At 40.1% G+C, this 15,074-nt stretch carries 28 protein-coding genes and 1 pseudogene; all 29 read left to right on the top strand.

The features are described from left to right. Nucleotides 1–268: 268 nt before the first annotated feature. The 29 genes and pseudogenes from ABFC84_16890 (at nucleotide 269) to ABFC84_16750 (ending at nucleotide 14,483) form a co-directional block, all read left to right on the top strand. Nucleotides 269–595: a hypothetical protein gene (locus tag ABFC84_16890; protein ID MEN6414416.1), complete on the top strand. Its 327-nt coding sequence runs from the start codon at nucleotides 269–271 to the stop codon at nucleotides 593–595. A gap of 169 nt (nucleotides 596–764) precedes the next feature. Further along, entirely contained in the window at nucleotides 765–1,172 is a 408-nt protein-coding gene (locus tag ABFC84_16885; protein MEN6414415.1) for a hypothetical protein, read from the top strand. Continuing rightward, nucleotides 1,150–1,482 carry a hypothetical protein gene (locus ABFC84_16880; GenBank protein ID MEN6414414.1) on the top strand — a complete coding sequence of 111 codons (333 nt, stop codon included), beginning with the start codon at nucleotides 1,150–1,152 and terminating at the stop codon, nucleotides 1,480–1,482. Before ABFC84_16885 ends, ABFC84_16880 begins: the two co-directional genes overlap by 23 nt. Nucleotides 1,483–1,577: 95 nt before the next feature. Beyond that, complete coding sequence (locus ABFC84_16875) at nucleotides 1,578–2,444, top strand: hypothetical protein (GenBank protein MEN6414413.1); 867 nt, start codon at nucleotides 1,578–1,580, stop codon at nucleotides 2,442–2,444. A 358-nt stretch (nucleotides 2,445–2,802) separates the two neighbouring features. Next, the gene (locus ABFC84_16870; protein ID MEN6414412.1) at nucleotides 2,803–3,081 is read left to right on the top strand and encodes a dATP/dGTP diphosphohydrolase domain-containing protein; all 279 of its coding nucleotides are present in this window, start codon (nucleotides 2,803–2,805) and stop codon (nucleotides 3,079–3,081) included. 613 nt (nucleotides 3,082–3,694) lie between these two features. Next, complete coding sequence (locus tag ABFC84_16865) at nucleotides 3,695–4,822, top strand: transglycosylase SLT domain-containing protein (GenBank protein ID MEN6414411.1); 1,128 nt, start codon at nucleotides 3,695–3,697, stop codon at nucleotides 4,820–4,822. After that, nucleotides 4,807–4,962, top strand: coding sequence for a hypothetical protein (locus ABFC84_16860; protein MEN6414410.1), 156 nt, complete (start codon nucleotides 4,807–4,809; stop codon nucleotides 4,960–4,962). Before ABFC84_16865 ends, ABFC84_16860 begins: the two co-directional genes overlap by 16 nt. Before the next feature lie 3 nt (nucleotides 4,963–4,965). Then, on the top strand, nucleotides 4,966–5,253 hold the full coding sequence (locus tag ABFC84_16855) for a hypothetical protein (protein ID MEN6414409.1): 288 nt from the start codon (nucleotides 4,966–4,968) through the stop codon (nucleotides 5,251–5,253). 10 nt (nucleotides 5,254–5,263) lie between these two features. After that, the gene (locus ABFC84_16850) at nucleotides 5,264–6,121 is read left to right on the top strand and encodes a hypothetical protein (GenBank protein ID MEN6414408.1); all 858 of its coding nucleotides are present in this window, start codon (nucleotides 5,264–5,266) and stop codon (nucleotides 6,119–6,121) included. 23 nt (nucleotides 6,122–6,144) lie between these two features. Beyond that, nucleotides 6,145–6,318: a hypothetical protein gene (locus ABFC84_16845; GenBank protein MEN6414407.1), complete on the top strand. Its 174-nt coding sequence runs from the start codon at nucleotides 6,145–6,147 to the stop codon at nucleotides 6,316–6,318. After that, nucleotides 6,315–6,458: a hypothetical protein gene (locus tag ABFC84_16840; GenBank protein ID MEN6414406.1), complete on the top strand. Its 144-nt coding sequence runs from the start codon at nucleotides 6,315–6,317 to the stop codon at nucleotides 6,456–6,458. Before ABFC84_16845 ends, ABFC84_16840 begins: the two co-directional genes overlap by 4 nt. Further along, nucleotides 6,455–6,661 (top strand): hypothetical protein, encoded by a 207-nt coding sequence (locus ABFC84_16835; protein ID MEN6414405.1) that lies wholly within the window; start codon nucleotides 6,455–6,457, stop codon nucleotides 6,659–6,661. The genes ABFC84_16840 and ABFC84_16835 overlap by 4 nt, the downstream gene beginning before the upstream one ends. After that, nucleotides 6,658–7,488 carry a hypothetical protein gene (locus tag ABFC84_16830; protein MEN6414404.1) on the top strand — a complete coding sequence of 277 codons (831 nt, stop codon included), beginning with the start codon at nucleotides 6,658–6,660 and terminating at the stop codon, nucleotides 7,486–7,488. The genes ABFC84_16835 and ABFC84_16830 overlap by 4 nt, the downstream gene beginning before the upstream one ends. Continuing rightward, the gene (locus tag ABFC84_16825) at nucleotides 7,463–7,903 is read left to right on the top strand and encodes a hypothetical protein (GenBank protein ID MEN6414403.1); all 441 of its coding nucleotides are present in this window, start codon (nucleotides 7,463–7,465) and stop codon (nucleotides 7,901–7,903) included. Before ABFC84_16830 ends, ABFC84_16825 begins: the two co-directional genes overlap by 26 nt. A gap of 409 nt (nucleotides 7,904–8,312) precedes the next feature. Continuing rightward, the gene (gene dcm, locus ABFC84_16820) at nucleotides 8,313–9,035 is read left to right on the top strand and encodes a DNA (cytosine-5-)-methyltransferase (protein ID MEN6414402.1); all 723 of its coding nucleotides are present in this window, start codon (nucleotides 8,313–8,315) and stop codon (nucleotides 9,033–9,035) included. 33 nt (nucleotides 9,036–9,068) lie between these two features. After that, the gene (locus tag ABFC84_16815; protein ID MEN6414401.1) at nucleotides 9,069–9,362 is read left to right on the top strand and encodes a DNA cytosine methyltransferase; all 294 of its coding nucleotides are present in this window, start codon (nucleotides 9,069–9,071) and stop codon (nucleotides 9,360–9,362) included. 203 nt (nucleotides 9,363–9,565) lie between these two features. Then, nucleotides 9,566–10,318: a hypothetical protein gene (locus tag ABFC84_16810; GenBank protein ID MEN6414400.1), complete on the top strand. Its 753-nt coding sequence runs from the start codon at nucleotides 9,566–9,568 to the stop codon at nucleotides 10,316–10,318. A gap of 151 nt (nucleotides 10,319–10,469) precedes the next feature. Beyond that, on the top strand, nucleotides 10,470–10,844 hold the full coding sequence (locus ABFC84_16805) for a hypothetical protein (protein ID MEN6414399.1): 375 nt from the start codon (nucleotides 10,470–10,472) through the stop codon (nucleotides 10,842–10,844). 100 nt (nucleotides 10,845–10,944) lie between these two features. After that, nucleotides 10,945–11,238, top strand: a complete 294-nt coding sequence (locus ABFC84_16800; GenBank protein ID MEN6414398.1) for a hypothetical protein — start codon at nucleotides 10,945–10,947, stop codon at nucleotides 11,236–11,238. Further along, a pseudogene (locus ABFC84_16795) lies at nucleotides 11,219–11,620 on the top strand (YopX family protein). Before ABFC84_16800 ends, ABFC84_16795 begins: the two are co-directional and overlap by 20 nt. 141 nt (nucleotides 11,621–11,761) lie before the next feature. Then, the gene (locus tag ABFC84_16790; protein ID MEN6414397.1) at nucleotides 11,762–11,935 is read left to right on the top strand and encodes a hypothetical protein; all 174 of its coding nucleotides are present in this window, start codon (nucleotides 11,762–11,764) and stop codon (nucleotides 11,933–11,935) included. A gap of 146 nt (nucleotides 11,936–12,081) precedes the next feature. Continuing rightward, nucleotides 12,082–12,345: a hypothetical protein gene (locus tag ABFC84_16785; protein ID MEN6414396.1), complete on the top strand. Its 264-nt coding sequence runs from the start codon at nucleotides 12,082–12,084 to the stop codon at nucleotides 12,343–12,345. A gap of 59 nt (nucleotides 12,346–12,404) precedes the next feature. Then, entirely contained in the window at nucleotides 12,405–12,731 is a 327-nt protein-coding gene (locus tag ABFC84_16780) for a hypothetical protein (protein ID MEN6414395.1), read from the top strand. Continuing rightward, a complete protein-coding gene (locus ABFC84_16775) occupies nucleotides 12,728–12,880 on the top strand; it encodes a hypothetical protein (GenBank protein ID MEN6414394.1) in 153 nt (50 codons plus the stop codon). The genes ABFC84_16780 and ABFC84_16775 overlap by 4 nt, the downstream gene beginning before the upstream one ends. Then, nucleotides 12,880–13,314: a hypothetical protein gene (locus ABFC84_16770; GenBank protein MEN6414393.1), complete on the top strand. Its 435-nt coding sequence runs from the start codon at nucleotides 12,880–12,882 to the stop codon at nucleotides 13,312–13,314. The genes ABFC84_16775 and ABFC84_16770 overlap by 1 nt, the downstream gene beginning before the upstream one ends. A 57-nt stretch (nucleotides 13,315–13,371) precedes the next feature. After that, entirely contained in the window at nucleotides 13,372–13,806 is a 435-nt protein-coding gene (locus tag ABFC84_16765; protein MEN6414392.1) for a hypothetical protein, read from the top strand. After that, the gene (locus ABFC84_16760; GenBank protein ID MEN6414391.1) at nucleotides 13,803–14,009 is read left to right on the top strand and encodes a hypothetical protein; all 207 of its coding nucleotides are present in this window, start codon (nucleotides 13,803–13,805) and stop codon (nucleotides 14,007–14,009) included. The genes ABFC84_16765 and ABFC84_16760 overlap by 4 nt, the downstream gene beginning before the upstream one ends. A gap of 2 nt (nucleotides 14,010–14,011) precedes the next feature. Then, entirely contained in the window at nucleotides 14,012–14,170 is a 159-nt protein-coding gene (locus ABFC84_16755; GenBank protein ID MEN6414390.1) for a hypothetical protein, read from the top strand. Beyond that, nucleotides 14,157–14,483, top strand: coding sequence for a hypothetical protein (locus tag ABFC84_16750; protein ID MEN6414389.1), 327 nt, complete (start codon nucleotides 14,157–14,159; stop codon nucleotides 14,481–14,483). The genes ABFC84_16755 and ABFC84_16750 overlap by 14 nt, the downstream gene beginning before the upstream one ends. Nucleotides 14,484–15,074 lie beyond the last annotated feature (591 nt).

Here is a 15,074-nt window from a genome sequence, read left to right as displayed (position 1 = left end):
CTTGAATCGGTAGAAAGTAATCCGTTAGCTTAAGCCTTTGCCCAGGCATTACTAATTTATTATTAACATGAACCTAACCTTTGACATTGCCAAGCCTTGTTTTATTTTCTTCTGCCACGAGTGCGAGGAGAAGAAGGATTGTGATGATGTGCATAAAGATAATCATTCTTTAAGGTGTGATATGTGCAACGTTATTTTAGGGTACAGAAGTGATTTTGAAGAGCGGGGGATACTATGGATATGGGACGGGTATATAAAGGGGTGAGGTATGAATAATGTAAACTGGCAAGCGATTGGAGCAGGGGCATTAGTGGTGTGGCTCTTTATAAAACGGTGGACAGATAAACTTTCTAAGGTCATCACTCCCTTAGTAACCGAGATTGAGAAAATGGCTATTGACGGGGTGATAGACAAGGCCGAGCGTAAAACGCTGGCGGTTAAAGCGATTGCCCTTCTTGAGCAACAGGGGACGATTAAATTAAATATCATTACCCGCTTCGTAGCACATAGGATAGTGAACAGGATAGCTTCACGGTTGCCCGATTTTAAAATATCTCTACAGGCACAGGAGCTATTAGAAAAGGCTAAAGGATGAGCTGGATAGGGGATTTTATACAGAAGCTATTAGTCAAGGGGTTTAAGGTTACTATCAACCGTTCGTGGCCAGGGGAGCGGGGAATGGGGGAGCCGGACACGGAGAACCACGATATAGAACACCAGAGAATAGAAGACGTTATAGATTTGACGAAAGTGAGGGATAAAAAATGAAAAACAAAAAACCTATCGTTTATAATCATGGAATATCGGCTAAAGAACAAATTTCAATTTTACTATCTGATTTCTATATTTCTATTGGGGGCAGCGATGATAAGAACTTTAAAAATCGGTTTAATAAAAATTTAGAGAAATACACAGAAAAGTTTTGTAAAGTAATAAACGAAAATCCCTATGAAAGATATTATACCGCCATCGGAGTAGAAATCTGTCATGCTATTTCAGAAGCATTTTCTCACCCTTATTTAAAAGTAGATATGTGTCCAGAGTTTAGCAATATGCTTATTCTTACCTATGGACGGTTTATTTATAAATTTTTATCGAGCAAGAGAGGGAAAAAACTTTGGAAAGAGTTAGATAAAAAAGGAGGCGGCAATGGGCATATTACAGGTTATTAAAGGCTGGTTTGGAGTAGGCATTGATAAGTTTAAGGCACTCGTAAGCAAGTTATGGATATTAGGTAAACCTTTCTTAAAAGAGATTTTAAGCCAAACGGCGTATGACGTATGGCATACCAGTAAGGATTTACTTATCGAAGCGGTAAAGTATGTAGCTCTTAAGGGCTTACCTACGGAGCAGGAGCAGAAGGACGCTTTTTATGAGTATATGAGAAAAACAGGGAACGCGAAGATTAAAGACCTGCGCACAAGAGATTTGAATTTTCTAAGAGAGTTAGCGTTACAGGTTTACGATAAAGCGAGTGAATAATTTCTACCCCTACGGCGATACGAAGCGAGGCTACGAGCGACCTTATACCTTAAGACGAAGCCTCTCAATCTTAACCGTGGGGGTGGATTTAACTTATGTTAAACGATAGTATTTTTACTATCCATCGGTACAAGATAAACGTAGCACATTTAAACGAACCTATCTATTTAATCCCCTTCGGAGATGTACATCGTTTCTCTCGTCTTTGCCACAAAGAAAAATGGTATGAATTTTTAAATTGGGCAAAAAGAAAAAAGAATTGCTATTTTTTAGGGATGGGGGATTATGACGACCTGATGAGTTATAGCGAGCGTAAAGCACTTAACCAGGCCTGTTTCCACGATTCTACCTGCCAAACCATAGATGAGATATTTCTTGAACGGTGCAAAAAGTTAGCGAAAGAGTTATCTTTCATGAACGGACGGTTAATCGGGCTCATCGAAGGTAACCACTTCGGAGTGCTTGAGAATGGTATAACCACGACACAGAAACTCTGTGAACTCTTAAAAACAAAGTATTTAGGAGTAAGCTCATTTATCCGCTTGACGATAATGAGAGGGTATAAAAACTATTCCATAGATATATGGGCGCACCACGGAAGAGGTGCTTCACGGCTTGTGGGAGGCTCGCTTAATACCCTGCAACAAATGGAAAACATCGCTGACGCAGATATATATCTTATGGGACACGACCATAAAAAATCGGCGGCGGTTAAGTCAAGGTTGGTATTATCCCCTAATGGCGACAGGATAGGGTTATCTCACAAAAAGATACTCTTTGCCCGTACCGGCTCTTTTCTTAAAGGATATGAGCCAGAAGAACCGAGTTACGTTGCTAAGGGTGCAATGACACCCACTGATTTAGGGGTAGTTAAAATAGAACTTACTCCCAAAAGAGAAACAAAAAAAGATACTGATTGTAGGCACGATTATTTTTACGTTGATATACACGCTTCGATATAAAAAATATGGAAAACGGTTGTATAGAAATAATCAATAAATCCCGCACTTTTCAGAAGTGGACGCCGTGCGGAAATCTTTATATACACATAGCCTTTAAAGAAGAAGCGCAAAATAAGGTAGATTTTATCATTATTGACGGGGCCTCACGTGAGATAGACTGCGGCCATAGTTGGGTACAGGGTCTTGCTGACCTGCTTACTTTTAGTGTCCGGCGCATACGCAACCAGCATGAGGCTGATGCTATTATTAAGGCTCTACGAGGGCATAGGTGCAATAAGTACCTGCCTAATAAAGAGCATACTACGAGCTGTACGGACGCCATAGCGCAGGTTTTACAGGAGGTTATAGGGAGCAAGCTATGAAAGGATTGAAATACGATAGCGAAAAACCACGCTGGGAGTTACTTCCTTTAGATACCATAGAGGAAATAGTTAAGGTTATGACATATGGGGCAAAGAAATATGCTCCTAATAATTGGAAAAAGGTACGTCCTAAGAGTAGATATTTTGCGGCTGCATTGCGACATATGACCGCTTATCAAAGTGGAGAGATCATCGATAAAGAAAGCGGGCTTCCTCATTTAACGCACGCTCTCTGTTCGTTGATGTTTTTACAGTGGATTAACACACATAAATAATGGGAATACCACGAAGCGACTATGCCTATCTTTTAGGAAAGCAACACAATCAACCCTTACGCAAGAAAGATAACCCCGAAGGAAGGACGCAACTATCTATATTAAGGTATATAAGGTCTTTGGGATATGTATGCGGAAAGACGAAGACCGTTGGCATAGCCCGTAAAGGAACGTTTTGGGTTGACAAATATTTATTTTTAGGTTTCCCCGATATAACCGCCTTCTGCCCTCACCTTGTTTTTATCGAAGTAAAATCACCTACTGGCGTACAATCGGCGCATCAGAAATTTTTTGAAGAATACTGCCGCAGAGCCAATATCCTCTACATACTCGCCCGAAGTTTGGACGATGTTTCTGCTATAATTAAATAACTATTTTTTGGTAAGGGGAAAAAGGTATGCTGGTGTTACGTTTTATTAGGATAAAAAATAGTTGACAAAAAAGCATTTATACGGTATATTCTATACCGAGATGAAGATACACATTGAAGTCAGCCCAGAAACTAAATTTGAAATTGACGAGATACGAACAGTTGAAGGGTTATCTTTAAACTGGTTGGTTAACAGAGCAATCAGAAATTATCTTAAGTTAAAAAAACAAAGCGCGGACTACCATGGAAAAAAAAACAAAAACAATTAGGGCGGCAGGGTCTTTTCAGACATCCTCTGGAATAAAGAAAGTTCGCGCTTTTGCCCTGCCGTCCTATTTTTTAAAATGTAATGTGTGTCGAAAATGTTCCCGAAAAAAAGGTGATCCCTGCAATCATCCCTCTCATACTTACCGAGATAAAAAAACATACACCCTATCGACAAAAGTAAATTGTCAAAACTTTTACCAACGTGAAAAAGAAAAGGGAAAAAATAAATCAATCCATGAATTAGTTCCTGGATGTTTATCTGTGAATAAAAAAGGATATGTCCTTGTTTATATACCACAACACCCCAAGGCTAATGCTGGTTATGTTTTTGAACATCGCTTTGTAGTGGAAAAAATTATCAATCGGTTTCTTACGCGCCAGGAGCACATCCACCACAAAGACAGTAACAGACAAAACAATGCACCAGAAAATCTTTTAGGTTTTAGCTCTAACTCTGCACATCGCCGATGGGAAGCGTGCGGAGAAGTTGCTCAACATGAAATATTTTTTGATTATGTAAGAAAAATATTTTTAATTATCCTCCTCTCCTCTTTCTGTATTACCGCTCATGCTGACGAAATAGACGACATCATTCCCGCCATTATTCAGGTTGAAAGCGGAGGCAATCCCAATGCAGTATCTCCGCAAGGTTGTATCGGGCTGATGCAGATAAATCCGAATGGAGCATTGAAGGAATGGAATCAAGCATTTGCGGGAAAAGAATCGGTTTACACAATTGGAATGAGCGAAGACAAGAGGAAAGCATTTTATTTAACTTCCGAAGATATGAAAAACCCAAAATGGAATAAAAGGGTTGGTCGGTGGTATTTAGAAAAATTACGGTTTTATTATTTGGCAAAAGTTATCGAGAGAAAAAAGAAACCATGCCGCATAAGATACAACAATGATGTTTGGCTAAAAGCTGAAACGGTTGATGTTGAATATTCGTTAAGTTTAATTCTCGCCGCTTACAACGGTGGTACCGGACGCTTAAAAAAATGCAATTACGATATTGATTGTATGCCGAAAGAAACCCAAAACTATGTACGCAAGGTAATGAAAATTTATAAACATACGGAGGTTTCTCAATGCCTAAAAAAGTAAAACTCACAAATATCTTATCAAAATTCTACGGCATGGAAGGTATGCTCATAAAAATAGAGAAAGACCGTATTTATAGCCATTGCGTAAAGGTGAAGGGCAAGAGGATTTATGTTACGGCTTTGGAAATAGGGAGGAGGTAACCCATGAGTAAACATACGACAGGACCATGGACGCTACGGGATGCTAAATACGCTAAAGGAATTATATCGGAAATGCGTTTTGTGGTTGAGTGCAATACAAACATTCCAGAGATTAAAAACACAATAGCTTTGGTGGGTTATAAGCCTAATGGCCGCCTCATCGCCGCCGCACCGGAATTGTTAGAGGCGTTAAAGGAAATGGTTAATTGCCACAATATCGATGATGAAGATTGTTCTTGTGCAGAAGTGCGGTACGCAATGAAGATTATCGCCAAAGCAGAAGGAGAATAGGAGGTAAAAGATGTGTCAGATCAAATCGGGTATAGTTTTAAAAAATAGTGTTTATTGCCCCTTAGACACGGACTCACACGAAGAAATGCTAAAAGAACTTAAACTTAACGATACCACCGATAAACCAGATTTCGTACGAGTCGAGATAGTCCCTAAAGACGGAAATATTTTTAATCATACTCTTGATAATTGGGTGCTTCGGGTCGACCAGGATTTTAAACCCGATTGGTTCTCCGAAAGGTTCGCACTGGTGGAGATGCAGAAAGAATTACAAGTGTGGTGGAAAGAACGTTTTTGTTTAGGAAAAATGGACAGGATAGAAAAGGGACGCTGGTTTTTGGGCGGCTCGGCACAGGTTAAAAACATCTACGGCTCGGCACAGGTTAAAAACATCTGCGGCTCGGCACAGGTTGAATACATCTACGGCTCGGCACAGGTTAAAAACATCTACGGCTCGGCACAGGTTAAAAACATCTGCGGCTCGGCACAGGTTGAAAACATCTGCGGCTCGGCACAGGTTGAAAACATCTACGGCTCGGCACAGGTTAAAAACATCTGCGGCTCGGCACAGGTTGAATACATCTACGGCTCGGCACAGGTTGAATACATCTACGGCTCGGCACAGGTTGAAAACATCTGCGGCTCGGCACAGGTTGAAAACATCTGCGGCTCGGCACAGGTTGAAAACATCTACGGCTCGGCACAGGTTGAATACATCAAAGGAAGAAGTGTGTGTTGTTTTACAGGAGAAAAAGCAAAGTATAAAACCATAGAAGAAAACGGGATTGCAATTCTATATTACAAAGATAACCCAGAAATTATTGTTGCTAATAAAAACATAAAATTAAAAAAATTTAAAAGCAAATAAAAAAATATATTGAGGAGGTATAAATGATTGTTATTGAAAAGCACGCTTTAACTCATTTGCTCCGGCGCAAGGAAAGAATAGAGAACGTTATGGAGTTGATAAAAATGTACCAGGTAAAAAGCCTTGAGGAACTTTCGGGAGCCTTTAAGAGGGATTTGGAAGAAGTTAACCAAGTAATAAAGGAGCTGACGCGATGAGCAATTTTAGAGAGGTAAGTCGTACAGGGAACACCGTAGCCGAGGAGCTTCAACAGAAGCCATTTAAGACCGAAGAAGAACAGAATTACGAGGATATGGTTATGGATGAGAAGGATGAGGGGAGGAGGGAGGAACGATGAACAAACCTATCGAGATTTATTTTTCAGCTAACTACAAAATACTTTACTCTGACTTAGATGATTTTTTGGCTCTTTATCAATGGAACGGAACAACGAAAACTTGGGATTATATAGACCATATGTTGATATGCGACTTCGCTGAAAATTGGATCAAAGACCTTGTGCTCAACGGCAAGGTGGCGCTTGAGGAGGTGAAAAGATGATAGTAGATAAAATCAACCAATATCTTACGAAGAACGAAAAGACTATCAACGAGGCTATCTTCTACGATATAGGCAAACTCGCCAGCTGGACGTTTCGCCGACAGTTCGCTAACGAAGAAGGACGAGAAACAAAAGGAAAACTATACCTTTCCTCTATCGGTAAATGCCCGCGTCAACTTGCGTATGCTTACCACGGTTTTGAGAAAAAAGGCAAGGAAATAGACAGCAGAGCAAAGATAGTGTTTTGGACGGGAGACCTCGTTGAAATGACAGTTACAAACCTCGCTAAGTTAGCGGGCGTTAACTTGCTTGCGACAGGGTTACAGCAGATAACTGTGGACTTCCCGGTTAACGGAACGGTGGTTAAAGGACACCCGGACGGCCTTGTGCTTAATGGGAACCTCTATCTTTTAGAGGTCAAGTCTATGTCCGGCTATGGTTTTGAGAAGTTCGAAAAAGGAGAGGTTGAGGAATCTTACTTGGCGCAGGTTAACTGTTACCTTGACGCTCTACACCTTAACGAAGCGATTATGGTTGCTCTTAACAAAGAGAGCGGGGTTCTCGCTGAAAAGCGCATAGTCAAGGATATGGCAGTCGTTGAACGGTGCAAGAAGAACGCGGAAGCGGTTTTACATTCTACTCCGGAAAACTTGCCCCCCGCGCCGAAAGAATATGATCGTAACGACAAGGGGTTCTACCCTTGGCAATGCCTTTATTGCGCCTATTGGGGGCATTGCAGGACAAATGCGGAAAAGGTGTTAGTAAAAAACTCATATAAACTAAAAGAAAAGGAGGTTAAGGATGAAGCCGCCAAAAAGGGATTTTAACTACGAAAAAGTTCTTGAAGGTGATTTTCAACGCGGGGTTATCGCTGACATCGAATATGACGAAAAGCACAAGTTCACCTTCCAGGAAACTGAAACTATCTGCCCCGCGGTGCGGATAGTGTTTGAACTTGATGGGTACAAGTTCCCTCATCGTTCGCGCTGGATGAAGTTTAATTACGGGGAAAAGAGCAACCTTTACAATAAGTACCTCGTAAAACTCGTTGAAGGGGCTAAACCGGATATGGACTTTGATATTGACAACCTAAAGGGTATGCGCGTTAAAACACTGTGGGCGAGCAAAGGCAAGTTTCAAAACCTCGACAGCATATTCCCCCTTGACGCTAAGGTGAGCGCCAATAGTGGGAACGAACCAGAGGAAGCTGTGGATCACGAAGGAGAGGAAACATTAGTGTAACTCCGGCGGGGGCTTTCCCCGTCTGTTTTTATTATGAATGAAGAAGAAAGAATTTTACAACTTTTAAGGGGTAACGGGAAGGTAGGTCTAAACCGTATCTTAGACCTACGCATAAGCCAGTATGGAAGGGCAATAAATACCTTACGCAAGCGCGGATACATCATAACCAATCATTACATCGGAATTTTAAACGGAAAGAAGCATACGGCATTTACGCTTGATTATGAGCCTCCGCAGCTTAGACCACAGCCAAAACCTACACAACAAACCCTCCCCGGCATGATACGCCAAGAGGTTACGGGGGTGAGATGGTGAAGGTAATTATCTGTTTTTTTATCGGGCATAAATGGTTTTTATCTCTATACACCAACTATAAGGTCAAACATTGTGCAAGATGTGGCAAAGTAAAATGAACTATCTTGACCTGTTTTCCGGCATAGGCGGTTTCGCTTTAGGGATACAGCAGGCAGGGATAAAAATAGATACACATTATTTTTCGGAGGTAGATAAGTATGCAATTAAAATCTACAAGCAACACTTCCCCGAAGCAATTGAGTTTGGGGATATACGAGGCGTCAAAGGAGAAAATCTCGGAAGAATTAACCTCATTACTTTCGGCTTTCCGTGTCAGGATTTGTCAATCGCTGGAAAACGAGCCGGTCTTGAAGGTAGCCGAAGCGGTCTATTCTTTGAAGCGAAAAGGCTTATTCAAGAATGTAAACCCGATATTTTTATCTTTGAGAACGTCGCAGGGTTACTTACAAGCAACGAAGGAAAAGACTTTGAGGTTGTATTGCGAGAGATTGCCGACATTGGGCTTTATGAGTGTGAATGGCAACTGCTTAATACTTCCTGGTTTCTGCCCCAAAATAGAGAGCGGGTATACTTTATCGGACATCTTGGAGAAAGAGGTGGACAAAAAGTATTTCCTATCGGAGAAGGCGATGAAGAGATTTTTTCACAGGGGAATGGGGAAAATTTATCAGGTTGTATTTCAACGAAAAACTGCTCCGGTCAGGCACAATTTGATGGAAGCACAACCCTAATTGCAGTTAATATGCAGGGCTTGGGGGGGGGTAGGTTTACCGAAGAAAACAAAGATTTTTGGAACGATAAAACGAACATACTATAAAGGAATTTTTTCGGCGGGGAGTCCGGCAGTTATATGCTTAAAAAAATAGGCTTCATCGATAAAGATTGTCAAGGCCAGCGTGTTTACGATACACAAGGAATATCACAACAGCTTACCGCACAAGGGGGGGGCTGGGGAGCAAAGACAGGGTTGTATATGCTGAATAAAAATATAAGAAGGTTGACCCCCAAGGAATGTGAACGCTTACAAGGTTTCCCTGACAACTGGACAGAAGGAATTTCAGAAAGTCAGAGATATAAATGTTTAGGCAATGCGGTCAGTGTTCCTGTGGTAAAAGAAATAATAAAGAGATTATTTAAAATATGATCACCACCACCGACAAACTCGCTCTTATCTCTGAAATATATAAGCTCAATCCTAAGCTGAATGATTGGGAGCGGTCTTTTTTAGTGGGTATAAGCAAAAAGAAGGAGCTCACGATAGCACAGGAGGGGTGCTTGCAGAATATGTATAGAAGGGTGGTGGGTGGCGGGCAGTATGAGAGAAGGCAGGTTTTTAGGAGGTAGGGTATGGCGAAAAGAATGGCAGATACCGACAAATACAAGAAAAAGTTTATCCGTAATCTTCCGGGCGCTTACAAGCTATTATGGGATTATATCTGTCTTGATTGTAACCATGCCGGCATTTGGGAGGTTGATTTTGACGTGGCCCAGCTACGCATAGGATCTGATATGTCCGTAAATGAAAAAGAGGCTTTAAGGTTGTTTAACAATGGAGAGGAAAGAATAATTGTTTTGAATGGTGGTTCTAAATGGTTTATTTTCCCGTTCATAAGCTTCCAGTATGGGGAGCTAAACCCTCGGAATAGGGTACATAGGTGCGTTTTAGATATTTTACTTAAATACGGAATTAAGGGTCTTGCAAGCCCCGTGCAAGGGGCTAAAGAGAAAGAGAAGGAGAAAGAGAAAGAGAAAGAGAAGGAGAAAGAGAAGGAGAGTACCGTTGTGGTCGCCGGCCTTGTTTTTAAGGAATCTTTCATTAAGAGCAAAAAAGAAATCTACCCCATGTTGAACGTAGAAACCGAGATCCGCGCGTGCGTGGACTGGCACAAGACGAATAATACCAATACGACAAAGACTGGCGCATGGGAAAAGGCGATAACGAACTGGGTTAAGAAGTCGGCTCAAGGAAAAGGAGTTGTTGGGGTGGACAACTCTAAGAAACCCTACACCCCAGAGCCTATACCTACAAGGCCGGAGGTCAACGAGGAGCAGATAAAAGAGATACATACTTTAGTAGCGGGTATAACGGGGAAGAAATAACTCCGCCCCGCAGCGGGGTGTAAAAATGTTACTTGTTCTTTATAATTTTCTGGTGCTGTTGGCGTGGTATGTAGGATAAAAATGCCCTCTGAAATATGGTCAGAGACGCATACCAAGGAAACATGCGTTACCCGAATCTAAAAGGAGCCTAATGTCTAAACAAACAAAGGGGAGGAAGAAAAGGGATTGGCCAAAAGCTCCCTATAATCAACTAATGAAATCATTAGAAAAGCGGTCTGTAGTCTGTGCAGTTATTTCTCAATTATCTAAAAAAGATAAGCGATATGTTTTCGAATATTGCAAATTCGAGCAACTTAAGGGGCGAGGGGTGAATAAAAAAATATTATATAAAGATGACTTTTGTTTTGGTCATAAAGAAAGGACGGGTACGTGGATTACAAACGGTATATGTAATGATTGCGGAAAACCTATTGCAAGTAAAAAAACAGAATATTCTAATAGCGGATATGTGATAAGGGATTCCCCCATCCAAGTTACAAATGCAGAAGGTGAAAATGAGTTGTAAAGAAATAGAAGAAATAATCACAGGATTTTATGGCGAAAGACTATTTAATGTTGATAGGCTTGCTGGCATAATCCACGCTCTTATCTACGGGGAGGTCTAAATGGAAAAACTTAAAAATATATTGGAGTTATTGTGGACGCAAGGTTTGGGGATAGGAGCTAACGAAGACGCGACAATAGAAACAATAAATGAATATCTTAAAAAAGATGTTGCTCAAGCCCGCACCGCTATCATTGAGTGGTGTAAGGAGCAGATGCCGAAGGAAATAATCATAAGTAACTCGATAGGGTCAAAGCAGGTAATCGAAAATATAAAAGGATACAACCAAGCCCTTAGAGATATTCGCCAGCGCCTTGAGGGGATGAAGGAGGATCATGAGAGAAATAAAGTTTAGAGTATGGTGTGAGTTTGAGGTAAATGGAAAGGTTGAAACATCAATGGAAGAGGCTTGCTCTTGGTTTTTAATGACCCAAACAGGACAACTTTGGTCTTATGGACCAATGAGCAGGCCAGAGCCTCTTAGCAAGCTATACAAAAAAGCTATACCATTGTTTTTTACTGGCCTCAAAGACAAGAACGGAAAAGAAATCTATGAAGGTGATATCTGTAGAGTAGACCAAAGTGATAATCCATTTCAAATTGTTTGGTCAGGAATTGGTTTTTGGTTCAAGCGTTTTGAAGATGGATAACTATTCGTTTTTGCACCGTCTCATTATTGGATTGAAGTCATCGGCAACATCTACGAAAACCCAGAATTATTGAAGGAGCAGAAATGACCAAGCCTAAAGTGTGTGAGTGGAAAAAGAATAAAGCTAATCCTTATGAGTTTTACAGTACTTCCTGTGGTGAGTGGTTTCTTTCGGTTAGTAGGTCAACTAAATGTTACCACTGCAAGCGCAAAATAAAGGTGGTGAAAGATGAAAAATTTTAAAGCCTGGATAATACTCGATGAGGACGGAGAGCCATTCATTGCAGAAGAAAGAGCACATATTTTCTGGCTTAAGGAACAAGCTATTATTTTTATTCAAAATTATAAAGTAGAACATTATACGAAATTAAAATTAAAACGTATTGTGGGTTTAGAATTATAAACAATAAGTGAGGTGTCCGATGAGTAATATTCTCTGTTATTATTGTGAAAAACCAGCGGTATACGAAACACCTACGTTAGGGGTTTATGTCTGTGAAAAAGCAGATTGCAAGATTGCGTACGTTGAAGACCAATCGGAGGTGATAGATGAGTAAGATGACGAGGGAAATTATCAAAAAAGGATTACGTAAAGCACTTCAAAAAGCGTCTTTGTTCGTTTATTTAGATGGCGATGATGAGAAAGCGATCAAGGATGCCATTGAACTCCTGCAGGAAGTGCCGAGTGTGGACTTAAAATGCATTAGATTAGACCCTCCACCTTCACGTGTTAATAAAGAATATATTCAAGGACATATAGATGGGGCTAAATCAGTTATAAGGCAAATCCACAAACTGATAGGAGGTGAATAAAATGGTTATAAACATTCTCGCAACGGTTTTAGTGGCAACATTTGTTTTTAATTGGATTGATGATTTTAAAAATATGGAAAATAAGTGGTTGCTTTTTGGTATCTGCATCCTTGGCGCGCTATCTTTCTGTTATATCCTTTACGCAATATGGAGGTGAAGAAATGAGCAAGATTGAGGAGATATTAACTGAATTAGCGCAACGCTCGGAAGCAAACAACCCCGTTGATTTAAAATTCAGAGAAATAGTTATCACCCAAGCCAAGAAAGAGATTTTGGGGGAGGTGGGGAAAGAACTATTCGAAAAAGCACTTATTACCTACGGTAGTGAGTTTCTTTTTATTGATGATGTTTATGCCGTGCTCAAGGAAATGGAGGGGGAGGAATGAAATACCTCTTTAGCTTTCTTCTCGTTGCGCTGGTGCTATTTATTTGTGTGGCCACTTGGGTCGGCGTTATCACTATGGCGCATTGGTTCTGGGGATGGCTGCATAATGGGATACAGATGGATGCAATAAAAAATTGGTGGGGGATATGATGAAAATAAGCACATTAGTTTTATTTTTTGTTTATATCTATATTTTTAATCCGCTTGTATACGCCGATAACGATAATTGTGCAAATTATATTTCATTCCCAGAATATAAAGTAGGGGTGGAAGCTTTGAACACAATTTCATGTAGTTATAGACGATGTGTTGAGTATGGATTGTTTGGTTGTAAATCTTTAGATGATAAGATTTACGAACATTTTACTGTTTTGCTCAAGATAGAAAAAATAGAAAACGGCAATGCATTAGTTGGACTTAAAGAAATTTTATCGGGGAACAAAGCGTGTTACGCTGAGTTAAGAGATAATTTTCCTCGTTTGGTAGAATTACCAAAAACCAAAAGTGTTTATGGAATAATCAATACTCCATTAACCCCACAGGAATTTTTGAAAGAAAAAGAAAAAACAAAGGAGAAACAATGAAATGGTATCAACTCTTATGGCGGGTGCTTGTGGCGGTGGTGATCGTGGTTCTGATGTATGCGGAGTATTGGGGGCATTGGGTTTGGAAATAAAGGGGGTGTGATGAGAGCTTATTCTATTTGTATAATTTTTTTGTTTTTTGGGTTGTTATTCTTAAATAATTATTGGCAATACCGACGAAATGAAAAAACAACTTTAAAACAACAAGAACAACAAGAAGAAATTGAAATACATAAAATCCGTGAGGAAAATAATATTATTGATGAAATTGATACATTTCTTGAGGGTTCATCTTTAGAAATGACCATGGAAATAAATGGATTTTATAGAATAAAACACGGCCGAAGATATTATGAAACAAGTATTTATAATGACGATTGGAGATATAGCAAGAAGGCAAGGAAATTAAGACATGAGTTATATTATCAAGATAATTTAATAATGGCTTGTGAAAAAGGGATAACAGTATTTAAGGACAAGGAGGTCTCATGAAAGACGTTATACGTTTCTACATCGGGGTTTACGGAGAATGGGTTGGGCTTATGCTTATCTCTTTAGTGAGCGTTTGGGATTTAATCAGAATTGGCGCAAGAGGGTTCTTCGAGTATCGGGTCGGCTGGGTTGGTATCGTGATTATTTGGGTTGGGCTTTTGCTGATAAGGGCGGGGAAGCATTTGGATAAAAATAGGTGGTGATGATGAGTGACATAACTAAAAAACCACAATCTGAAGACAGAGCGATTTTAACTCTTGAATCATTGCGCGGTCGGCTTGTGAGTGCTATCGCGGAGATAGACAAAGAGATTAAGTATTTGGAGCGGTGTAAAAAAGCAAGAGGTGGCAATGCCGGAAAATGATCGCCCCGAACGTATGAGCCGTGAAATATTTGATGTAATAAATAAAAGGTACATTGCTATTTTTCTTGGCAAACCCACAATATTTTTTACCCTCGATGAAATGGATTTATATACAAGGATAGCAACCATTGTATATGCCAATCAGAAATGCAAAAAATATTATCACAGAAAATTATTATTGTACGGCTATGACCATGTGTACGATATACGGATGGGCATAACGTATGCTATATTGCCTAAAAACACAAAAGATTATATTCCTTTTTTAAGTAAAATTGAAAAGGATGTTATTTGTGATTGGGACGAAAAATAAGTGAGGTGCTGATGCCCGATAATGAGTCTCTTAAGGACTTAGCCCAACGCTTCGCAGAGAAGAACCCTACGCTCCTAAGGGATATGATGGAGAGCCATTTTGTGCGCTTTACGGAGCTTGAGATAAGCCAAGGGAAGGTGGTTAAGTGCAAGTGTGAGAAAAATTATAAAGAGTTGAAATAGTTTTTTTGCCATAGAACGCGGCGCGGGAGCTTGCGAACGAGGCAATTGTATCTAAACCAAGGAGGTTTAGTTATGGTTGCCTCGTTTTCTTTTTCTAAGATAAATACAGATTTTTGCCAAGTGTTCTTGATATTGCTTTTAGGAAACCTTGAAGCACGGGAGATTAGGATCATGTCTTGGCGGTATTACAACAAGATGACATTAAGAGAAATAGCAGGGATGGAGGGAACATCGCATCAGCGCATAGACCAGATAATAAAAAGAAGCCTTATAAAACTTAGGAAAAGCAACTATTTGCATAAGGGGGGATAGAAAACACATTTTTCATAGTGTAAATACTAACCAAGGCCAAGCAACCCACACGATAAATAATAAAGACCCAGAGGTGGTGACTTGGCCGTAGTTTAAA

This window comes from Veillonellales bacterium, from assembly GCA_039680175.1.
Taxonomy (GTDB): domain Bacteria; phylum Bacillota; class Negativicutes; order JAAYSF01; family JAAYSF01; genus JBDKTO01.
This window is presented reverse-complemented; position numbering and strand designations above follow the sequence as displayed.